Source organism: Kothea flammea (assembly GCF_052161645.1).
Lineage (GTDB): Bacteria > Planctomycetota > Planctomycetia > Pirellulales > Pirellulaceae > Laterigemmans.
Map to the genome: position 1 here is coordinate 4,412,202 of NZ_CP197414.1, position 22,391 is coordinate 4,434,592.

Annotated in this window: 16 protein-coding genes; 7 read left to right on the forward strand and 9 right to left on the reverse strand. The window is 55.1% G+C overall.

Features of this window, described 5'->3' with window-relative positions:
* Window positions 1-89: 89 nt before the first annotated feature.
* Entirely contained in the window at window positions 90-2,159 is a 2,070-nt protein-coding gene (locus SH139x_RS16660; protein ID WP_488350902.1) for an alpha/beta hydrolase, read from the reverse strand.
* Between the two features lie 242 nt (window positions 2,160-2,401).
* Between SH139x_RS16660 and SH139x_RS16665 the strand changes: the two genes are divergently transcribed.
* Complete coding sequence (locus SH139x_RS16665; RefSeq protein WP_488350903.1) at window positions 2,402-2,737, forward strand: YgaP family membrane protein; 336 nt, start codon at window positions 2,402-2,404, stop codon at window positions 2,735-2,737.
* Window positions 2,738-2,824: 87 nt separating this feature from the next.
* Here the strand turns inward: SH139x_RS16665 and SH139x_RS16670 are convergent, their stop codons facing one another.
* The 5 genes from SH139x_RS16670 to SH139x_RS16690 form a co-directional block, all read right to left on the reverse strand.
* A complete protein-coding gene (locus SH139x_RS16670) occupies window positions 2,825-3,751 on the reverse strand; it encodes a sialate O-acetylesterase (RefSeq protein ID WP_488350904.1) in 927 nt (308 codons plus the stop codon).
* A gap of 91 nt (window positions 3,752-3,842) precedes the next feature.
* Window positions 3,843-5,234: a methyltransferase RsmF C-terminal domain-like protein gene (locus SH139x_RS16675; protein ID WP_488350905.1), complete on the reverse strand. Its 1,392-nt coding sequence runs from the start codon at window positions 5,232-5,234 to the stop codon at window positions 3,843-3,845.
* Between the two features lie 89 nt (window positions 5,235-5,323).
* The gene (locus SH139x_RS16680) at window positions 5,324-6,859 is read right to left on the reverse strand and encodes a hypothetical protein (RefSeq protein WP_488350906.1); all 1,536 of its coding nucleotides are present in this window, start codon (window positions 6,857-6,859) and stop codon (window positions 5,324-5,326) included.
* 244 nt (window positions 6,860-7,103) lie between these two features.
* A complete protein-coding gene (locus SH139x_RS16685; RefSeq protein ID WP_488350907.1) occupies window positions 7,104-7,559 on the reverse strand; it encodes a TIGR03067 domain-containing protein in 456 nt (151 codons plus the stop codon).
* 277 nt (window positions 7,560-7,836) lie between these two features.
* Window positions 7,837-8,712, reverse strand: a complete 876-nt coding sequence (locus SH139x_RS16690) for a nucleotide excision repair endonuclease (RefSeq protein WP_488350908.1) — start codon at window positions 8,710-8,712, stop codon at window positions 7,837-7,839.
* A gap of 351 nt (window positions 8,713-9,063) precedes the next feature.
* Here SH139x_RS16690 and SH139x_RS16695 point away from each other — a divergent pair, with 351 nt between their 5' ends.
* From SH139x_RS16695 to SH139x_RS16720, 6 genes are all read left to right on the forward strand, one after another.
* Entirely contained in the window at window positions 9,064-10,047 is a 984-nt protein-coding gene (locus SH139x_RS16695; protein ID WP_488356037.1) for a D-2-hydroxyacid dehydrogenase, read from the forward strand.
* 5 nt (window positions 10,048-10,052) lie between these two features.
* Entirely contained in the window at window positions 10,053-11,234 is a 1,182-nt protein-coding gene (locus SH139x_RS16700; protein WP_488350909.1) for a serine/threonine-protein kinase, read from the forward strand.
* A 5-nt stretch (window positions 11,235-11,239) separates the two neighbouring features.
* The gene (locus tag SH139x_RS16705; RefSeq protein ID WP_488350910.1) at window positions 11,240-12,154 is read left to right on the forward strand and encodes a histone deacetylase family protein; all 915 of its coding nucleotides are present in this window, start codon (window positions 11,240-11,242) and stop codon (window positions 12,152-12,154) included.
* Window positions 12,155-12,295: 141 nt separating this feature from the next.
* Window positions 12,296-13,873 (forward strand): sulfatase, encoded by a 1,578-nt coding sequence (locus SH139x_RS16710; protein ID WP_488350911.1) that lies wholly within the window; start codon window positions 12,296-12,298, stop codon window positions 13,871-13,873.
* Window positions 13,874-13,949: 76 nt separating this feature from the next.
* Complete coding sequence (locus tag SH139x_RS16715; RefSeq protein WP_488350912.1) at window positions 13,950-15,275, forward strand: Gfo/Idh/MocA family protein; 1,326 nt, start codon at window positions 13,950-13,952, stop codon at window positions 15,273-15,275.
* A gap of 85 nt (window positions 15,276-15,360) precedes the next feature.
* Window positions 15,361-16,458: a leucine-rich repeat domain-containing protein gene (locus SH139x_RS16720; protein WP_488350913.1), complete on the forward strand. Its 1,098-nt coding sequence runs from the start codon at window positions 15,361-15,363 to the stop codon at window positions 16,456-16,458.
* Window positions 16,459-16,463: 5 nt separating this feature from the next.
* On the opposite strand, the gene SH139x_RS16725 is transcribed toward SH139x_RS16720, so the two are convergent.
* The 3 genes from SH139x_RS16725 to SH139x_RS16735 all read right to left on the reverse strand — a co-directional run bounded on the left by SH139x_RS16725 (window position 16,464) and on the right by SH139x_RS16735 (window position 22,180).
* Window positions 16,464-18,584: a putative bifunctional diguanylate cyclase/phosphodiesterase gene (locus SH139x_RS16725; protein WP_488350914.1), complete on the reverse strand. Its 2,121-nt coding sequence runs from the start codon at window positions 18,582-18,584 to the stop codon at window positions 16,464-16,466.
* 286 nt (window positions 18,585-18,870) lie between these two features.
* Window positions 18,871-20,304, reverse strand: coding sequence for an MFS transporter (locus SH139x_RS16730; protein WP_488350915.1), 1,434 nt, complete (start codon window positions 20,302-20,304; stop codon window positions 18,871-18,873).
* Window positions 20,305-20,431: 127 nt separating this feature from the next.
* Window positions 20,432-22,180, reverse strand: coding sequence for a SulP family inorganic anion transporter (locus SH139x_RS16735; RefSeq protein WP_488350916.1), 1,749 nt, complete (start codon window positions 22,178-22,180; stop codon window positions 20,432-20,434).
* Window positions 22,181-22,391: the final 211 nt, after the last annotated feature.

Here is a 22,391-nt window from a genome sequence, read left to right on the forward strand (position 1 = left end):
ATATCAGCCGTTGAGCGCTAGCTAACAGTTCGTCGGAACCGGAAGCTAGCGAGTTTCAGCTGGTTTCGTGCTTACCAGATTCGACAGCACTATTCGACGCTGTTGCCCATCGCATCGACCACGTTAATCATCTCTATTTGATCACCGAGTTGGTTGATCAAGTCCTGCAGATCATAAACTCGGGCCGCTCCGTGGATGCAATTCACGAATTGGTCTTGCGAAGTGAGGGAACTGAAAATCGTTTCCCAAGTGTTGATCGAGTTAAAGATCGTGACTTTAGCGAACATGCTCGGCTGCAACGCGGCGGCATGGAGGGCGACGGGCCCCAGTTTGCCAATGGCGACCAAGGCGAGTGGTGTAACGTTTGCCCGATCATTCGCCTCGACAGACGCTTGGGTTTGCAACCATCGCGCTGCAATTAATAAATCCTCCGCTCGCATTCCGATATAGTTTTCCCCGAGCAAGTAGGCGATCGCCAGATGCTTGCCATCGGCGCCGAATCGAGGGTGATACCAAACGGCATCGCGTGGTGCCGTCTCGCCGATCCCCCGCACGTCCAGGGCAAGCACCTGATATCCCAACTTTGCGTAGTGGAGTGCCGACAGCGGCGTGTCCTGCTGCTCGATGCTGGCCTGCTTGCCCGCTTCATGAAGATAAATCAACTGCCCTTTGAGCGGAGTCGTTACAGTCGGCTGGTAGAGCAGAGCTGGCAAGGGCACTCCCGCGTCGCCCGTCAACACGAGCGGTTGGATGGCAATTCCATCCCGCTCGATCGTCTCAAGCTTCCGAACCGTGGGTGCCGGGATGTCGTCCAGCGGGCGGATGTTACTTAACTCTCGCACGCGAGCCAGCGCAATTTTTGGCGTTGCCCAAAGTTGTTTGCGAGCTTGATTCAACTGTTGAAACTCTTCAAGCTGCAACGTACCGATACTCTTAGCCCCCTCGATCTGCAACACTTGCCCCGTTGGGGTCACTTGCAATTCGGCGGCGGAAAGCAGTTCTAGCTTTGGTTCGCGGATGAGTTCATCGCGACCGGCGAGCCAACGTACCATCCACTGGACTGCGGCTTCGCGTAGTGGGCGGTGCCAGCCATGTGGCTCATCCACTTCCACCAAACCGATACGTTCAGGGTGCCCAAGTCGACCGAACAGTCGTTTGCCACGACGGAACGAGGTCCAAGCTCCTTCGATTGAAAAGAAATCTTGCGTTGCCGTGCACATCAAAATTGGAGTGGGGGCCCGCATCAACAGATAGTCGGAATGCTCCATCCCCCAATCTAATTGGGCGAAGATGTTTTGCTCGGCATCTTGCGGGCCGATGGTGTTTAGTAAAGCCTCAAACGTCGTGATGTAGCAGGCGGGAGAAGCCGCTTTGATACGATCATCCAGAGCCATTAGATAGGCGGTCTGCGTGCCACCGCCGCTGTTGCCCATGCAGCCAATCAGCTCCCCATCGACGTCGGGGCGTTGTTGCAGGTAATCAATCGCTCGCATTCCATCCCAGATCTCCGTCGTCGCGGTATTCTTTCCTAATAAGATCGCCCCCAACCCCAACAACGTGTGGCCTTGCGTGGAACTCGCCACGCGAACCGAACCATCGGGATTAAAGTGCTGCAGTCGCTCTCCTTGGCAAATCGGATCGATAATAAATCCAACAATCCCATGCTTCGCCAGCATCGCGGTAGCGGTCTGATAACCATCGTATCCTTTACCATTGGCGGAATGCCCGCAGACAACTAAAACGCCAGGATAGGGGGCCTGAAAACGCTCCGCATCAGGGACAAAACAAAGACCCGAGACAAAGTTGTGAGGCTCGCTCTCGAACAGCACTTTCTCCACGCGGTAACCGTCCCGCTGGACGGTACCCGTGACCCGCGCGTTGAGTGGAGTCCGCTCGGGAAATCCACCCAGCGCGTCGACAAACTGCTGACGCATCTGCGTTTGATACGCGGCGATCTGCGCAGGCGTCTTTAAACTCTCATAGCGAGACTCCCAGCGACCAAAGGCTTGTGCGGCTCGCTGCATCAACCAAGTTTGCATCAATCCGGCGGGATCAGCATCACTCACTTGGGGCAGCACGGCAATCGACGATTGGGCGGACAAGTTGGCAGATAAGCCAACGAGAAAACTCACGAGCAGGAAACACATCCGAGAATTCATGGCGAGAGCTTTCCTTGGGAAAGTCGAATAGGCGGGACAGCATCGGGGGTGGGGCCCAGTATAGCAACTTTGACGGGCCGGAGCGGATTGGCAATGGGCACGTCAATTGCAACCTGTCAATTGCAACCTGTCAATTACCACCGCGGCATTACCACCGCGGCGCCGCGCGGGCCCAACTTATCCGACTACTCGCCCCGCGTCGCACCCGCTTGCCCAACTGCCCATTCGCAAACACTGGATAAATGATGAACAACACGTTCGATCAGGCAACTCCCCCGCGTTCTTATCAGTCAGCCACCGCTAACGTGGAAATAACAGATCACTGCTCGGCCCGTACGGACCAAAACATCAGCCGCGGGGAACAGATCGCGTCGATGGCCGGCGGCATCGGCCTAGCCCTCTTTGGTCTCGCTCGCGAAAAGCCGTGGGGATGGCTGTGGACGGCGATCGGTGCCAGCCTCGCCTGCCGAGGCTACAGCGGTCATTGTTATACCTATCAGTCTTTGAGGATCGACACCAGCGAAAAAACCCAAGGAATTAGCCAGAACGCGCCAGCGTCCGGTTCCTCGAAACCGTGAGCCCGCGCTAAACGGCTGATCACGCCGAAAACCTTATGTCGAGGTGCTTAACAGAACAGTAGGCACCATATGCGAAGTGCGTCATTGTCACTTTGACAATAACCCTAAAATCGCTTTCCCCATCCCTTGGCCGATCAAATAATAGGTCTCCGCGTTGTTATTCCAGTGATAGGCTTGGCCCGAGGGGGAAACCTCTTTCGGGCGATAAAATCCCTTGGTCTCGACGAACGCGACATTGCCTTTGAATGCGTCATGAGTGGCCACAGCCGCTTGCGCTTTCATCAGCGACAGCGCGCGAGGGTGCGTTTCCTCGTAGCCGCTCATCCCGGTCTCGGCAATCACGAAGGGTAGGCTCGGCGCTGCTAGATCACGGCGTATGTCGCGGATAAAGTGGGCCATGTTCTCTTCATATTGGTCGTTAAATTTTTGATTGACGCGATCGTTCCAGCCCTGATGCCAAGCGAAACCACTCAGCTCCAGCCGATGACCAGCATATTGAGGAAAAAGCTCCGCGGCGTCGCTCAATACTTCCTTGGTCAATTTGACTAATTCCTGGTAATAAGGCCCAACATCACCTCCTGCGGAGGGCGGACGAAAATCGGCTCCTAGACTTTTGCCGCCCCAGGCGAGTTTGATCAACAGCACCGGTTGCTCGAGCGCATCACCAACGACATGGCCGAAGCCCAACTCGGGACCAATGAAATCCTCTTTTGCTCCAAAGCCAGGTGCCAGATTACCGCTGCGACCCAAGTACCAGATCTGAACGTCGGGACGCGTGGTCCAGCTTCCCTCGGCATCGACCAAATGTTGATAGTCTGCCTTTGTTTCCGCAGCTTGCACTAATGATTCCAGCGAACCTCGACCGGCATTCGACTTAGCTTCGGCCACTATCTTGCCATGCCCCTGCATGTTGGATTGCCCAGCTAAGATGAAGACCTTTACGGTTTCTTGTGCCGAGAGGGTGCTGGCTGAGGCTAATGCGACACAGCAGAACAGCATTCGAATGGTTTGCATTTTTATACACACAAGTTGAGGGAAAGAGTGACGCAGAAGCGTGAGCTAGCGCTCAACGGCTGATATCGCCGAATGACTTATTTCGAGGTGCTTACAGTGGGATAAACGGGAGTCTCGCTGCTGTGGGTAGTCCATTGTTGGCACGCATGGCATTAGCCCGCACCCAGCCCAATGGATGGCCACGCCACGTTACCACAGTCCAACCAGCCGGTCCGGTGGCGAGGGGATGGCCTTGCAAAAATTGCCGGGCGTCATCATCGCTTAACGCCATCGTCCGTTCGGGTCGCCAGTTTGGATCACGCCGCATGGCGAGGGCATGGGACGGCATCCACTGCTTAGCAGGTTGATATGCTAGCTCCAGGCCGCGTTGAAACAACGTCTGAACCCAAGGCGGCGAGTCGCTGACAACACCAAACATCTGCTGGCCGGCAGACGTTAACTGAAAATCGCAAAGCGTGCCAATGGTTTCACCAGCGAGTTCAAATGGCTCGCAGCACTGGGGCTTATCCCACTGTGGTTCCTTGAGCAACGGCGAAGTCTCAGAGTTCGCTTCGGGGTCATTAACTGCATTGCTGCGTTGCAACAACACGGCGTAAGCCCCCGCACACCGATCGCGATGAGGAAATAAGCGGTAGCCCCCCGGCTCCAATCCGCTTCGCCAGGCTGCCAAGTCGGGGATGTCTCGCACGCGCCATTGCGGATGCTCGCTCAGGAATGCAGCGACTACATGCTCGTTCTCTTCCACCGCAAATGTACAAGTGGAATAGACGAGTCGCCCACCTGGCCTGACCAACTCCGCGGCGGCTGCTAGGATGCGACGTTGGCGAGCGGCAGCGTGTGAGATCTTCGTGGCGGAAAATACTAATGATTTTTGCTTACCCCGCCCCAACAACGTTTGCCCGGTGCAAGGTGCATCCACTAACACGCCATCAAACTGTTCGACTAACTCTTCGGCCAATGCCTCCACATCATAGGAACTAACCGCGAACCTGGGAAAACCGACGCGGGCTAAATTCCACGCGAGTGCTGGGAGTCGCCCTCGGATCGGTTCGTTAGCCAGCAGAAATCCCCCGCCCGGTCCCACCACCTCGAGAATCCCGCTGGCTTTTGCGCCTGGCGCCGCGCATAAATCGGCGATCTGTTCGTGCGGCTGTACGTCCAGCAATCGCAGCGCGAGCAAAGACCCGGCATCCTGAACAAAGAAACATCCAGCCGCGTGCTGGAGAAAGCGTCCAGGCTGGTGCGTCTCAACGGCAAAGTGCCCACCCGCAAACCACGGTACTGGTTCCGTCGCAAAGGGACTCGGCAGCGGCTCGGCGCCTCCCAAAGCGGCCGTCGGTCGCCATCGCACCGCTTTGGGCGGTTTCGCCAACAAAGCGGCCTGGAGAGCGGTCCATTCATCCGCAGGCAAGACATCTTCTGGTAAAGCCTCTCCGGCGCTGGCGCTACCAGCCGCGAGTACTCGCTTGCCCTTACGTGACATCAATCATTCCGACCAATAAAAGTGCAAATTACAATCACAAGCTCCCACCGACAACGACTAGATTGGTCGGGCATTCGGCCGCAGCGAAATCAGGCTAGCGCCTCGCGAATTCGATCCACCAAACCATTGTCCCGATCACCACTGCCGGGCAACAGATAAGCGGCTGCGGCCAAATAACTATCACGGAACTGGGGCGAGACGGCGCGATAGTCCTCCAGCACGGCCGAGCTAAACTTATAATCATGTGAGTCCGTTCCCTTGAGGAAGACTAAACGTCGAGCCCCCGTAATGACATCTTCCGCACGACCGCCGCTAGAAAGAAAATGTAACAACTGGTCGGCTGCACCAGGCCGATTGTTACTGATCGTGGCGAAAATTGTGTTCACGCTGGGCTGCTGAGCATGCTCTCGTGGCTGCGCAAATTGTTCAATGCGTTGCTCGCCAACATCGCCACGCGACTGCATCGATTGCCGGAAGTGCGGCATGAAGGCCGCATTTTGTAATAATAACCGCAGCCGCGTCTTACGGTTATGGGCGGTCCGAAAAGCATATTGCATGGCATTGGTGGTTGTTGATGAATGCAAGGAAATGATTCCCGGCTGACGCATCAGCATTTCTCCAGCCGATAGGAACAACGCATCACTAATCGACTGAGGATGTAAACCACCTTTAATAAGCTCAGCAGTTGCCCGCACGGCTTCCTCCGGCGAAGCCTCTCGCAGTAAGGCCAAGTGATCGACGACGGCGGACTCATTTTGAGTGCCGCTGTTCCACTCCCGGTCAAAACTGTCAATCAAACTATTGGTTACTCGCCAAGCTGCGTCGGCTGGCAAATCGCTTTCCGCAGGGTTGTCTTCGCCTTGATGATTCAAGAGAGCGTAGGTCAGCGACCGCAAGACCGGCTCGGCGTATCGCCAACCGATACATTGCAAAGTGCGAAAGCCATTGGCTACAAAGATCGCCTTGTGACCGATGCTGCGAAAATCTCGGCAGCCATAATGGGCCATCAATTCAAATACTTCGTTCGCACCGGCCGAACGCACCAGGCCAGCGATCGCCACATCGGCTGCCTCCACGTCCCACCGCTCCATCGCTTGGCGGAAAGCTTGGCGCGCTTGATGAGGTGGTGGAACCCTGGCTTCCCCGACCGCAGCCATCGTCCAATTGCCCTCCTGAACGTCGCGAGCCTGGGAGGATTTGAAGTAATCGAGCGCCCAGAAGATTGGCAGCCAACGATCCTCGGCCGGCGATGCCAAGCTGGCAAGGTGCGCCGAATTTACGACCAACACGGCGTGAAATTTGAATCCCACGCTCGGACGAGGCTCCACGTTTCGCACCCCCGCCAACAACAGCGCGGCGAGCACTTCACGATAACTGGTGCCATCATGAATCTTGCTGGCGAAAGCCTGCACAACTCGCTCGCGTGGCGTTTCTTCCAACAATCGCACGAGTGGTTCGATATCATCATCAAACTTGACAAACTGCTGATCTAGCACGGTATCTGCCGCTGAGACGGCAGGCAGATTGCCAAGCATTTCCAGTTCCGGCAGAGCGAGCGCGGCTGTCACGCCACCGCAAGCACGGAAAAATTGGCGACGCCCGGCGGGATGTTGAGGCTGTGACATGCGGTTACTCCGTCCAATGAAGTCGAGTGAAAATTAGCAGGCGGCCAAAAAACCAAGGGAGTACGCGACTTGCGGCCGACGGTTTTTAGATCGCAGCCAAGTCGCCGGCAGAGACTCCTCCAACTCGTGCGACCCGGTGGTGATATCCTCAATTGTACCCGTTCCTGCCCCTCAACTCCCAACACACCCCTCAAAAGCGGCGCACCTTGAAAGTAAGCCTTCGTTCTCAAGGCTTACTTTCGTTTTACGGCTTTGCGGGGACTCGCTCAAACTTCATCAAGACAACCGATTTGTCTTGATCTGCCTCGAACGCCTGTGGTCGCTCCCCTGAGTTGTTTGCGTTGCGAAAGCAAATTTCAAGCTTGCCATCCTTGAAGCGAAGAATCCCCAACACCGCGTTATCCTCGCCCGGAGGCATCAGATCGAAGTGCATGGGTGACTTCATCGCATCGAGCTTATACTTACAACTGACTTCGCGTTCATCTTGAAAGTTACCACGCACCAGCACTTCGTCTTTTTTGAACGTCATCCGCATCAACTTCACTGCTTCAGGTGGTGCTTCTTTACCAGCCTTCATAATTGAAGTTGCCTGCCAGACGCCAAGAATTTTCTCGTCGAACTTTGGTTCTTCGGCCAGGACTGAGCCAGTGGTTGCAAACGGCAAGCTCACCGCGGCAAGCAACAATAATGCGAGTTTCATACAATCATCCTTTGCATACGGTTTCAGGAAATGAGAAATATCAATCACTGCATGAAAGATATCTACCATACGTTGACAGATATCTTCCAAGCATGCTAACAGTTAGCCGCAGGCGTACTTGTTGCTACCGAACACTTCTGTGGCGCAACGTACGCCTGCGGCTGACGGTTAAACGAATAGCCGCTGGCGCACTCGTTCCTACACAACACTGCTGCAGAGCAACGTACGCGTGCGTCTTACGGTTAATGGACATTTATGATCCTGCTCGAAGCTAGTTTTATGGTCGCACGTTGAGCCTAGGTTGGCGGGTGCGGATTAGGTCACTTTCATAAGCGCGTCGATGAGAAGCTTGGCGTGCCGGAGAATCGGTGGGGAAAACGTGCAGTTCCACGGTCAGATCTTGGCCGCCATGTTCTTCCAAGTAATCTGCCAAACCTTGGCGATCGCTGGTGCGCAAGTGTTCTCTCAACCGCTCGCGGAGATTCTTAGCTTCGCCGATATAAAGATAGCCGGTCGCGTCACGAAATAGATAAACACCAGGTTGTGCTGGAATAACTGTTTCGCTTTGTCGCAGTTCTTGGTAGCTGCGGGTTTGTATTTCACGTTGCCAGTCGACGACGCGCGCCACCAGTTCCGGGCGGAGCCGACGCGACTTTCGCAGATTCAGCACCCATTTCAGCGCCGCATACGATTCCACTTCCGGACTGATGCGTCGCGCTTCGCGGAAAAATTCGGTTCGCAAGCTAGGGTCAGCCACGATCATGTCGGTGGTGACTTGCAGATCGGTCGTGGCTTGCCGGCGGTCGATGACGAGTCGGGCGGCAATTTCGGCTGCGGGGCGATAACGTTCCGCGGGAGGTTGTCCGCGACGAGTTGATTTTATTCGCAGCTTGCCTGCCTTTCGCAGCCGCAGCAATGTCTCATTGATTTCCTGTTCGGATAAATCGGCAGAGTGTTTTCTGACTGCTTCGAGAAAGCGGGCGCGACGTACGTCATCGAGCAGAACTTCGTCGGCGCTCCAGCCATCATGGGACTGGCGAAAAGAATCCAGTACGATTTGGTCGGTGGAGAGCGCGGGAGGCGGAGCTTCCTGTTGGACAAGGGGAATGGCCCAAAAAACCGGCAAAAAAACGCGACAAACCAGCGAAATCATGATGGCATCCAGGAACCTAGCCCGCGTTTCAGAAACCGCGTTTAACGGGGGGGCCGATCCCGTTCGATCTGCGATGCCCCTCAGAACAGATCGCTAATCTACCACCAAAATAAACCGCCGCCAATCAGTTGCTGTATACTGCCCAGCAGCGAGTGGCGACCACCCCTCGGGATTGATCGCGATTTGAAGGTAAGAGCGCGATTTGAAGGTTAGCGGAAGAGAAGTGGCTTGAAAGCCACGAGGATAATCCAAAGCAAGTTGGCTCCTTGCGAATCATCTGGGGATCGATAGGATGCCGCGTCGGAAGTATGTTAAGAATTGCTGGTCTGGTTGCGGCTTCGAGTTTCGATGATGCGAATCGTGCTTTGTTTTCCCGTCGAACCTGCTCACATCGAGAAAATTCGGGCCGCCGCCCCGGCGGGTGCCGAGATCATTGACGCCGGGCAAGAACGAATTGCGGAGGAATTGCCCGCCGCCGATATTTTCGTCGGCCATGCAAAAGTCCCCGTGGATTGGGGGCGTGTGCTGGAAACCGGTAGGCTAAAATGGATTCAGTCTTCCGCTGCTGGCTTGGACCACTGTTTGGTTCCCGGGGTGATTAACTCGGAGATTATCGTCACAAGTGCCTCCGGGTTGTTCGCGCCACAAGTCACCGAACAGACATTAGCCCTGCTATTTGGGCTGTTGAGACGTATACCGACGTTTATTGCGGCCGCCGCAAAAAAGGAATTTATTCGCCGACCGACCGATGACCTCCGCGGCAAGCGGGTGGGAATCGTTGGCCTGGGGGGGAATGGTCGGGCGATAGCCCGGGCACTGCGTCCGCTGTGCAGCGATATCGTGGCGACTGATTACTTTCCAGAGTACGCCAGCGAACATGTGGACGAACTGTGGCCTCATGATCAACTGGAGCGGTTACTTTCCAGCAGCCAAGTCGTGATTTTGGCATTGCCCCTTAACTCGCAGACTGAGGGGATGTTCAACACGGAGCGATTCGGTCAAATGCAACCGGGCAGTTATTTGATCAACGTGGCGCGGGGCCAGGTGGTCAAGGAACAAGATTTGGTTTCCGCATTGCAGAGTGGTCACATCCAGGCGGCTGGTTTGGATGTGACTGAAATTGAACCATTACCCGAGCGCAGTGCGCTTTGGGATTTGCCCAATGTGTTGATCACCCCTCACGTTGGTGCACAATCGTATCGTCGAGTTGACGATACGGTCGAGCTGGTCTGCGAAAATTTGCGGAGATGGCAAATAGGCCAGCCGCTATACAATCGAGTTGACAAGCGACTCGGTTTTCCTCACCCGGATGCGATTTGGAACGCAACTACATGACACGGATGCGAGATGTCGCGGGTACTACCCGTCATGACCCGAATGCGACGCTGACCTTTCATGGTTCACCGAGCGATCAAGACAAACACAATGAGTTGGAAGGTCCTTATCAAGAACTCGTTTCGCGGCGGCGATTAAACTGGACGACACACCACCGATTGGGAAAACTGCTGGGGTCGGGTGGTCAAGGCCGAGTCTTTCTCTCCGCCTGCCGTGGCACGGACGCCTTTACTTTGCCGGTCGCCGTAAAGGTGTTTTCGCCGCAGCGTTATACCGACGTTCGGCAGTACGAAGAAGCGATGCGGCGGATTGCCGGGATCGCGGCGCGGGTGGCCGTGATCCAGCACGACAACTTGCTCGACGTGCACAACTTTGTCGACCGCAATCGGGTGCGGATCATGGTGATGGAGTGGATCGACGGCTTCGACTTGCGGAAACTGTTGAGTCCCGATCACTTGGTAGCCCTTTGCCAACGAGTGGAACCTCGTCGCTGGCGATATATCAATGAGGTGATTTTGACAGCCGGTCCCGAACAGTCGCGATTTAAAGCGGGTGTGGCGGTGGCGATTGTTCGCGAATGTTTGTCGGCGCTGGCCGCTTTGCATCGCGAGGGCATTGTGCACGGCGATATCAAGCCAGCGAACTTGATGTTGAAGCGAACCGGTCACTTGAAGCTGATTGACATCGGTTCAGCCTTCGACTTTCGCGCTCCGCATCACGATCGCGACTGCACGCCGGTCTACGCCGCTCCCGAGGTGCTGGAACATAACGAAGCGACTCCGAGGAGCGACCTGGCCAGCCTGGGATATGTATTGATTGAAATGCTGGCAGGACGTCCCCCTTTTTCCAGCGGCTTGAGCTTGCGACAGTTATTGGTAGCCAAACGCGAGCTACCGAATCGCTTGAACGAATTGCTGCCGGCCGAAGTCACCTGCAATACGCTGCTGATGAACTTTTGTCGCGGCCTAATTGCTCCCGATGCCAACCGCCGGTTCCCCAGCGCCGAAGCGGCCGAACATGTCGATCAAGGGGCTGCCGCGTTTCATCGCCAGTTAGTACTCAGCGATATGGCGACCGAATACGATAACGACATTCGTTTGTGGTTAGAGGAGTTCGGTGAACTCGAAGCGCTCGCTGACAAAGATCACGAGACTGGGCAGCAACCCGGTGAAGGTGAAAATCGCTAGGTATCATGCGGCTCTATTACACAGATCACTTCGAACTGCCGCTCCCCGCCGGCCATCGATTTCCGATGAGCAAATACCGGTTGTTGCGGTTACGAATTGCCGCCGATGATTACCATCAAGCCGATCCCCTACTGATTCCACCGGCGGCAACCGACGACGAAATTTTGTTAGCTCATGATGGCGATTACCTGCAACGTGTCCAGCAAGGGCGACTGACGCAAGCGGAGATTCGTCGCATCGGTTTTCCTTGGTCGCCCCAGATGGCCGAGCGCAGCCGTCGCAGTTCGGGAGCCACGATTGCCGCAGCCAGAGCAGCACTTCGTGAAGGCATCGCAGCCAATCTGGCGGGAGGCACGCACCACGCCTTTGCCGACTGCGGCGAAGGTTACTGCGTCTTTAATGATGCCGCAATCGCGTTGCGAGTGTTACGTCATGAAGGTTTGATCCAGCGTGGGATCGTCATCGATTGTGACGTTCATCAGGGGAATGGAACGGCCAGCATCCTCCATGGCGACGATAGCGCTTTTACGTTTTCAATCCACGGCGCCAAAAATTTCCCCCTCCGCAAACATCCCAGCGACTTGGATGTTCCGCTGGCCGATGGCAGCGATGATGACACTTATCTGACTGCCCTGCGGCAGGGACTTGAGCTCGCCTTGGCAGCGGGGCCTTTTGATTTAGCAATCTACCTTGCTGGAGCCGATCCCTATGAAGGCGACCGGCTGGGAAGACTGCGAGTCACCAAGCGGGGGCTGGCGGCACGCGATACGATGGTTCTGTCGGCTTGTCGCCAAGCCAATTTGCCGGTGGCGATCGCGATGGCTGGTGGCTACGCACCTCACGTCGAGGATATCGTCGACATCCACGCAACGACCTTGCAAATTGCCTCCCAATTTTCCCGAGAAACCGCCCCCCCATAAATACCACGATTCCAGTCGCTGGGCTTCAGTCGCCGGGAAAAATTGGTTTTTTAGGATTCCATGGTAAACCCCCGCAGCCCGCCCCCAGTGGTTAAACTATGGTTAACGCTTCATTTCTCCCCCGCCTCTCCCACCTGCATTATGATCGCCACACTTTACAGGCTGAGCCTGATCTGCGGAGCAGTAATTTACAGCTGCTGGTCAACGAATCTCGCCGCGGCCGGCGAACGACCTAACGTGGTGCTGATTTTAGTCGATGATTTGGGACTGCATGATTTGTCGGGAGAAGGCAGTACGTTTTATCGGACTCCGCATATTGATGGGCTGGCCCAGCAGGGAATGCGGTTCACCCAGGGCTACGCCACTTCGTGCGTCTGCAGCCCTTCACGAGCGAGCATCCAGCTTGGCAAATTTACCGCTCGCCACGGAATCACCCAGTGGATTGGTGCCAGCAGTGGGATGGCCTGGAAACGTGACGATCGCTTGCTGCCGGCTGAGTACCTGCGTGCCTTGCCACACCAAGATGTGACCTTGGCCGAGTCGCTGAAAGAGGCTGGTTATCGCACTTTTTTTGCGGGCAAGTGGCACCTCGGCGGGGAAGGTTCTTTGCCGACCGATCATGGTTTTGAGATCAACATTGGCGGACACCACCGCGGCAGTCCCCCGGGCGGATTTTTTGCACCTTATAAAAACCCAGTCATGAAAGATGGGCCGCCGGGGGAATCGCTGACCATGCGACTCGCCAACGAGACGGCTGAATTCATTCGCGCGGAGCATGCCAAGCCATTCTTTGCCATGCTTTCGTTCTACACGGTGCACGCGCCGGTGCAGACCACCGCCGCCAAATGGGAGAAGTATCGCCAGGCGGCACCCCAGTTACCAGAAGGTGCGGAACGCTTTAAAGTCGACCGCACACTCCCGGTGCGGCAAGTTCAGGACCACCCCGTTTACGCAGGTATGGTTGAGACGCTCGACGAGGCGGTGGGCACCGTCTTGCAAGCTCTAGAGCAGCGAGGAATCAGCGACGATACGATTGTGATCTTCACCAGCGACAATGGTGGCGTTTCTTCGGGTGACGCCTACGCGACCAGTAATCTGCCGCTGCGTGGTGGCAAGGGGAGACAGTGGGAAGGTGGTATTCGTGAGCCATTTTACATCGCCTACCCGGCGAAAATTCCCGCCGGTTCGACTGCGGATACTCCCGTGACTGGTGCTGACTTATATCCGACCGTGCTGGAGCTTTGCGGTCTGCCGGCTCGGCCCGAGCAGCATCTGGATGGCGTCAGCTTGGTCCCGCTGACGCGTGGTGAATCGATCGCCCCGCGTCCGCTATATTGGCACTATCCGCACTACGACAACCAAGGTGGTGAGCCGAGTTCGATCCTCCGTGAGGGAGATTGGAAACTAATTCATTACTATGAGGATGGACGCAACGAGTTATATGATTTGTCGGTCGATCCCGGCGAACAAAGCGACTTGGCGTTAACGCATCCCGTTCGCACCGAAACGATGGCGGCTCAATTGCATGCGTGGCTGACCGAGCTGGGTGCTGAGTTTCCGCAACCCGACCCCCGTTATGATCCGGCCCGCACGGAGGCGAAATTTCGCCGCCAGCAAACTCAATTGAAACAGAACTTGGAACGCAATCACGCCGCCATGCTGGAGGCTGATTGGCAACCAAATGCAGATTGGTGGGGTAGCCAAGTGACCATTGATTGAGCTGAGAACTGTAACCTGAGAACCGATTGTTGTCCCGCATGCTTGTCATGTTTCCCCAATTACGAGTAGTAATATCATGAAGAAACGTCCCGTTGTCGCATCGCCGATCGCTCGCCGAAGCTTCCTGCAAACGACCGCTGCGGCGACGATTGCCGGTGGGTACTGGACTCAAGCCCAGGCCCAGCAATCGAATGCGGCGAACCAAAAGCTGAAGATCCTCTGCATCGGCACCGCCAATCGGGCCGCCGAAGATATTGCCGGCGTTCAAGGTGAAGATATTGTTGGCCTTTGCGATGTCGATCAAAACTATCTCGATCGCGCCGCGATGAAATTCAAGGATGCGAAAAAGTATGTTGATTACCGTGAGATGATTGCCAACGAAGCCGACAAAGCGGACGCGGTCGTGATTGGCACCACGGACCATCATCACGCCCCGGCAGCCATGCGAGCGATCGCCGCTGGGCTGCACGTCTACTGTGAAAAGCCACTGACACACACCGTTGCCGAAGCGAGAATGATCGCCGAAGCAGCAACCGCCAAGGGTGTGGCGACGCAAATGGGCACGCAGATTCACGCCGGTTCCAACTATCGCCGCGTGGTGGAAATTATCCAATCGGGTGCAATCGGTGATGTCGGTGAAGTCCACGTTTGGGTCGGCAAAGGCTGGGGTGGTGGCGATCGTCCAGAGAAAGGTGAAACGGCACCCGCTTATCTAAACTGGGAGCAATGGCTCGGACCCGCACCCACCCGCCCTTACGCGGCCGGTCGCTATCACCCTGCCCAGTGGCGTCGGTGGTGGGACTTCGGCCAGGGAACACTCGGCGATATGGGCTGTCACTATATGGACCTGCCGTTTTGGGCACTCAACCTACGCCACCCAATATCTTGCGAAGCGGAAGGTCCCGAGGTACATCCGGAAACGTGCCCCTTGGGTCTAACAGTTCATTATCAATTCCCCGCCCGCGACGGAGGCTTACCGCCCGTCAAGTTGACTTGGTACGACGGCGATCACACGCCGCAAGAAGTCACCGGCGAGCGAGTACCGAGCAGTGGTGTGATGTTTGTCGGTAGCGAAGGAAAGTTGTTCTCCAGCTATTCGAATTACAAATTTTTCCCCCGCGACAAGTTTGCCGATTTCCAACCACCTCCGCAAACAATCCCCGAATCGATCGGCCACCATGCTGAATGGATCTTGGCCTGCAAAGATGGTTCACCGACCACTTGTAATTTCGATTATTCAGGTGCCTTGACCGAATCTGTCTTGCTGGGCAACATTGCCTACCGCACCGGCATGAAACTCGACTGGAATGCAGCCGAATTGAAAGCCACAAATTGCCCACAAGCCGACGCGCTGATCCACAAGGAATACCGCGCTGGTTGGGAAGTTACCCCGCTGGCCTAAAGCCCGAAGGCAACTTCCACATGATCAGGCCGCCAGTCCATTGACTTGCGGCCCATCGAACATTGAAACCCCTGGAGTATGTCACTTGGCTCGCCCACACGCTTCCGCGCCGCGATATCGATTAAAGTTAACATCTTTGCTGCTAGCCGGCGGGGTAACGACCATCCTGATGGTTGGTTGCGACAGCAGCGTGAAGACGCCCCCCGTTGCTGCGGATTCCGAGCCAGGAATCTCTGCAGAAGACGCCAGGGCAGCGGTTCCAACCGCGCCCGATGATCCCGCTGCAGTCGCAAGCGTCGAGGCAATCACCGAGAAGGTAACTCGCAACGCGGCGGGAAACATCACCGGTCTTGATTTCCGCGACACGCAAGTCACCGACGCCACGCTGGTTAACGTGGGCCAACTCGCCTACCTCGAACAACTCGATCTGCGTGACTGCCCGATCAGTGACGATGGACTTGCCCATTTGACTTCACTGGAAAACCTCAAGGCACTGCGACTATCGGGCCGCAATGGCGAATGCAGCGTCAGCGACGACGGCATGGCTCACGTCGCAAAGTTAACCAACCTCAAACTACTGGCACTCGATTTTTTGTGGGTCAGCGAAGAGGGTATCGCTCAGTTAGGTGAGTTGGCAAATCTACGCGAACTCTACATGGCTGAAACCACCATTGGTGACGAAGCCATCGCCGTGATGACGGCGTTTCCTGAGTTGCGGAAACTGCGTCTATCTCGCACCCGACTGGGAACCGCAGCCATGGTCGAGCTGCCCAAGTTATCCAACTTGGAAGAACTCGATCTAAGTGAGTGTGCTCAGTTAAGCGACGAGTCGATGGCGCCCCTCGCGGAGCTCAAACAGCTCAAGAAACTGAACCTTTGGCGTGTCAATTTAACCGATAGTGGAATCGAGCCGCTGAGCGGTCTGACGAAACTTGAATGGCTAAACCTAGACAACACGCGGATGACTGACGCCGGGATGCAATCGCTGGCTGGCATGACGAACATGAAGTTCCTGCACTTAGGATCAACGTCGATCACAGATGCGGGCCTGACTCACCTAACCGGAATGTCAGCCTTGCAAGACTTGGTCGTCACTCGCACGGCCGTCACGCAAGCTGGGGTGGATCAACTGAAGGAACAATTGCCGGAAATTAAAATTCAACTGCTCTACACGGGTGGTTGATCAACTCAAGAGACAAATGCGTGATCGAGGGGAGGCAGCCGCTGGCTGGGACTGGCCAAATTAAAGCGTTGCCCCAGCAATGCTTGGAATTGGTCCGAGTCAACGGCGTTTGCGAACACAAACCCTTGTCCGTACTGACACCCCATGGCCCGCAACATCGTCAATTGGTCGAGGTCTTCGATCCCCTCGGCCACCACTCGTAAACGCAACTGGTCGGCCATCGTTAACAGAGCGGTCAGCAAGGCGTTTAGTTCAGGCGTGTCTTTCACCTTGCTGATGAACGATCGGTCGACCTTCAAACAGTCGACTGGGAACTCGTGCAGGCAAGCCAGCGAGGAATAACCTGAGCCGAAGTCGTCGATGCTGATCTTCACGCCAATTTCCTTGAGGCGATGAAGTCGATCAATAACTTTTTCGGGGTTATCCATGATGGACGCCTCTGTTACCTCCAAATGCAGGCAGCCGGGAGGGATCTCGTGCTCACTCAATGCTTGCTGAACGATGTTGAGCAAATCGGGAAGCAACAACTGTAGCCGGGAAACGTTAACGTTGACGCAGAGTGGCGTCTTCATTTCCGGATAAGCTCGCTGCCAACGGGCCAATTGACGGCAAGCTTCATTGATAATGCGATCTCCAATTGTGACGATCATACCTGTTTCTTCAGCCACAGGAATGAACACATTGGCGCCCAAGCGGCCGCGCTCTGGATGCGCCCATCTGGCCAGAGCCTCAGCTCCCTTGATTTCGCCAGACTCCAGGCAGACAATCGGTTGGAAATCTACGACAAACTCGTCTCGCTCCAGCCCCTCGCGCATTTCGTTCTCGAGTCGTAGTCGAGCTTTCACTTGCTCTCGAAGTGCCGCATCAAAGAGCGTGAATCTCGCCTTGCCATCCGCCTTAGCTTGATACATTGCCAAGTCGGCATCACGGAGCATTTCGCTGGCAAACTCAAATTCATGATCGCTAGTTACGAGTCCAATGCTGGCTGTCGAATGAACAATTTGCCCTCGCAGATTATAGCTGGCAGATAAATTATCGAGCAAACGCTGCGCGATCGTCGTGGCATCATCTAAACTGGCTAGGTCATCCAACAACACGACAAATTCATCACCTCCCAGACGTGCCGGGATCATGATCCGGTCAGTTGTTCGCAAAGATCCGCGGATTCGGTTGGCAATCTCTTGTAACAGTTCGTCGCCCACCTCGTGACCAAGGCTATCGTTGATCAATTTAAAGCGATCAAAGTCCATGAACAGCAAAGCAAAGTAGTTGCCATCCCGACGGTCAATCGCGTGCTGGATGGAGCGGAGGATCGACGCGCGATTGGGCAACCCCGTCAGCGTATCATGAAAAGCGATTTGCTCAATTTGCTGCATCATCTGCTTGCGGTCCGTGATGTCATGCATCACCAAAATACCCGCCGTGATCACTCCATGAATATCCCGCAACGGCGCCGCATTCGTGCTGATCCAGCGTGTTTGGCCCTCCACGTCGCGGAGTATAAACTCTTCGTCTCGTACCGCTTCGCCGAAGCGCACGGCTCGCGTTAACGGCAGTTGCTCGGTGGGGCACTCCGTACCGTCAGCCAAATACAGTCGCCAGTCACGAATATCGACAAGCCGCGAAGAGACGTCGGTCGACAGCTCGTGACCGTAGAGAGCGATCGCCGCCCGGTTTCTGAAACGAACTTCTAGAGTGTTCGCATCTGCTATCAAAATACCCGAAGGGCACTGCTGTAATCCGGCTTCTAAGAATTCATTCGCTTCGCGAGCTTCATCTTGAGCAACTTGACGTTCAGCTATCGCTTGCAGAATCTTCTGGTGATAACAGCCAAGATCCTCACCTAGCCGATTTAACGCTTTCGATAAGTCTCCGAACTCATCTTCCCGCTGATTGACGAGCCGATAGTCAAAGTTCCCTTTGCCGAATTCATTGGTGGCATGGATCAGTTGCTGCATCGGTTTGGCAACCGACCACTTGATTGCTTGGAACAGCAGCAGACTGGCTGCGACTCCAATCAACACGGCAACACATTGCAGCGGAAAACTGCGACTGCAGATTGCCACAGCAACCACGGCCCCCGCAATCAGCGTTAACCCTAAGATGATCTTTCCAGTAAGCCCCATTCACCCTTCCCCAGCCAAAATTCGGCAGGCCAGCAGACTTGATAGTCTCGATTAACGCTGACCCCATCTTGCTTCTTAATGAAGTCTAGAACTAGGAAATTCCCGATGCGGCCATTCGCGGCCTTAGTTTGGGTGAAACACGCCGGACGAACTGCACTGAACCGCATAGTCGTCATAATGAAATGTTGCCTGGCCTGAAAGCATAGCACTACTTTTGGGTGACAATGCAGCTCAGCCATTTAAAAAGCCGAAGATAGGGGTTTCCCCCGATCCATTGGGCGGACTTCTAGCACTCATGATCAATGTTACAAGGTCGTCGCAGCAGGCCTGATGCGATCGCCATGGGGAGCGGCAGCAGCATGAACAGCAACAGCACGGGGTGAAATCCACCCGACAAATCCCGGCACAATCCCACCAGCAGCGGACCAAGACTGGAAATCGCCACGTTGGTTGCCATTTGAATTCCTCGCAGTTTCCCCAAATTGTGGCGGCCAAAGTAGCGCGCCCATAAGGGCTGAGCGGAGGCAAAATAGGTTCCCTGAGCGCCCCCTAATACAACGCCCGCAGCCAAGATTGAAGTTGCTGAATGGGCGTGCCAAAGCAGCGTGAGGCCGCCAGAAAAGATCAACATCCCGGCAATTAACAGCAGGCGAGGCGGACAACGATCAGCCAACCATCCACCAACGATTTGATGGACTGCCAGACTCACCGCAAACAACATCAACATCGACGCGACATGCTGATCATTTAAGCCTGCTTCCTCGAAAATCGGTACAAGATTGAAAAACACCCCGGTTTGAATCATGCCGAACAAGGATGTCCCTCCCAGCACCAACCAGAAAGCACTGGTCGCGAAGGTTTGCTTTAGCGATAGCGGTGGGATGGTGATAACCTCGCTAGCAGGTAGCGACCGTTTCCGATTTTCCGAGAGGCTATCTCTCTTTACAGCAGGCGACGGTTTGCTCGGCTCGCCGTCAATCTGCTGTCCCACTTCGCAGGGTTCGCAGCGAAAGAATCGATAGAAAACTGGAAACAACAACAAGAACACCGCACCGCCTAAAATTGCAAATGCGGTTCTCCAACCAAAGCTGGCGACCAACCAAATGTTAACTGGCGGAATGATTGCCATCGCCACCGCCATCGCCGTTTGGCGAAATCCCTCGACAGTTCCCAAACGACGCGAAAACCAAAATGGCAACACGTTACCACTGAGCAAGGACAACGCCCCCGGTCCCAACATTCTCAAAAAGGTGAAGCACAGGACCAACTGCAGCCAGTTGTGGACAAACGAGGTCGCAACGCAGGCGATACTAAACAGGCAAATCACAACCAACATCGTCGTCCTGATCCCACGACGATCCATCTGAGCCCCAATCCAAATGATCGGCGCGGCTCCCAATAGGGTGCCCAGCATATAGGCAAAACCCAGCTGGCCGTGTGAAAGCCCTAACTCAATCCTCAAGGGTTCATTAAATATCGAGATACCAAAGGTTTGCCCGGGTGCACTGGCGATCGCCGCAGCCATCGCCATCAGCAGCATGTACCATCCGTAGTATAGATTGCGTTCCTCCCCCGCTGACGCCGCAGCTCCGCTCGCTGCCTGTAGCAAGGCCAGGTTTACCTCATGCGGACCAGAATCATGCGGACCAGAATCAACGCGCGGACGGGTGACATTCACATCCGCCAATCTGCTGGACTTACTGACTGTTACTTGACTCATCTGACTACATCCTTGCCTATTTCGCCGGTCGAATGCTCGAGTGATGCAAATTTGAGATATTGGCAGGATGAAGAATTGCGACTAGCGAAACGTTAGCGGTTTTGGCGTCAGGCAACGCTTCATAGCGTTAACCAAGTCGATCAGTTGCCACGTGATAATGAGGATCCTCCGAAACATTCACTTCGACCAACTCGCCAGCGCGATCCAACAACGTGCGGCACTCTGCGCTGAGATGAGTGAGGTGCAAGCGCTTGCCGCAACTCAAATATTTCTCCGTCAAACTGTTGATAGCTTCCAGCCCCGATTGGTCATAGACTCTGGTGTAGTAAAAGTCGATGACGACATCTTCCGGATCGTTTGACACGTCAAAAAGATCACGGAACGACGTCACCGAGGCAAAGAACAATGGTCCGTGCAACTGATAAATCTTACTGCCAAACTCGTTATATTTAACGTCAGCGAAAATGTGGGTGGCGTGTTTCCATGAGAACACCAACGCTGAAACTACAACTCCCAAAATGACAGCCGTCGCCAGATCGTGCATAAATACGGTATAGCCGGTCACCAACAGCATCACCAAAATATCAGCCCGAGGCATCCGCTCGAACATCTTAATCGAGGCCCACTCAAAGGTACCAATCACGACCATAAACATGACTCCCACCAAGGCAGCCATCGGAATTTTCTCAATCACGGGAGCCAAAAACAACACGAACAGCAACAGGCTAACCGCAGCAGTTATTCCAGAAAGCCGACTTCGCCCACCCGAATTAACATTGATCAGCGATTGACCAATCATCGCGCAACCTCCCATTCCACCAAACAACCCGCAAACCAAATTGGCCGTGCCCTGACCAATGCACTCGCGGTTTCCTTGCCCCCGCGTGTCAGTGATTTCATCAATCAACGACAACGTCATCAGGGACTCGATCAACCCAACGCCACACAGGATAATCGCGAATGGAAAGATGATTTTCAGTGTCTCGAACGTCAGCGGAACCATCGCGTATTCGAGAAAAAACGGCATTGGCAAAGAACCACTCATCCCGGCCTCCGCCGTGGAACTCGATTGGCTCACAGAGGCTAACAATTCCTGCGAACTATTTTGAGCGGTATCCGCGTCGCTAGCCAAGTCAACATTGCCCGATACGTTCGTCAATGCGACCGCGTCGGAAGGTGTTTCGAGCGCCCGCATGCTGCTGATCTCAGCCGCTTGTGCGTTGGTCCGCAACATATCACCAACGGTCGCCAGTGCCTGCTCGCCGTTGACTGGCTCAAGGTTGCGATTGATGGCAATCGACAACAGTGTGACGACCAAAATAGCCGCCAACGAGGAGGGCACCGCTCGCGTCAGTTTCGGTAAAAGCCAGATAATCGCCATGGTTAACAACACCAGCGCAATCATCACGGCCAAGCGAGTACCGCCGAGATACTCGAGCGTCCCGTCACTGCCCAGCGTGCGGAAGCTGCCAAGTTGCGCCATCCCGATAACGATCGCCAGCCCATTCACAAAGCCCAGCATCACTGAGTAGGGAACCATCCGAATCAGTTTTCCCAGCCGCCCCAAGCCAATTACGATTTGAAACAAGCCGCACAGCATCACGGTGGGGAATAAATATTCCACCCCATGGATGGAGACCAAGGAAACCACGACCACCGCCATCGCACCCGTGGCTCCGGAAATCATTCCAGGTCGTCCGCCAACGACCGCGGCGATTAAACCCATAAAAAAAGCGGAGTAGAGGCCAATCAGCGGCGAAACACCAGCGACAAAGGCAAAGGCAATCGCTTCAGGGACCAATGCAAGGGCGACCGTCAACCCCGCTAGTAACTCATTCTTTATCGAGCCAGACTGTTGACGAAAAAAGTTTAGCATATTCTTCCGAGCAATAAAAAAATGCAAATGATAACGTGTGTGAACAGGCAACCAATTGGTGGACCACGCATTGCGATCAGACACCGGCAGCCAACAAAAAAGCCGTGGGCTTCTCTAAGACGCACGTGTTAACAACTTAAGAAGGCATGGACGCAGACCGCGTTCACGCTTGATGGAAACCGTTCACGAGACCTTCGCAAAGGAAACGTCG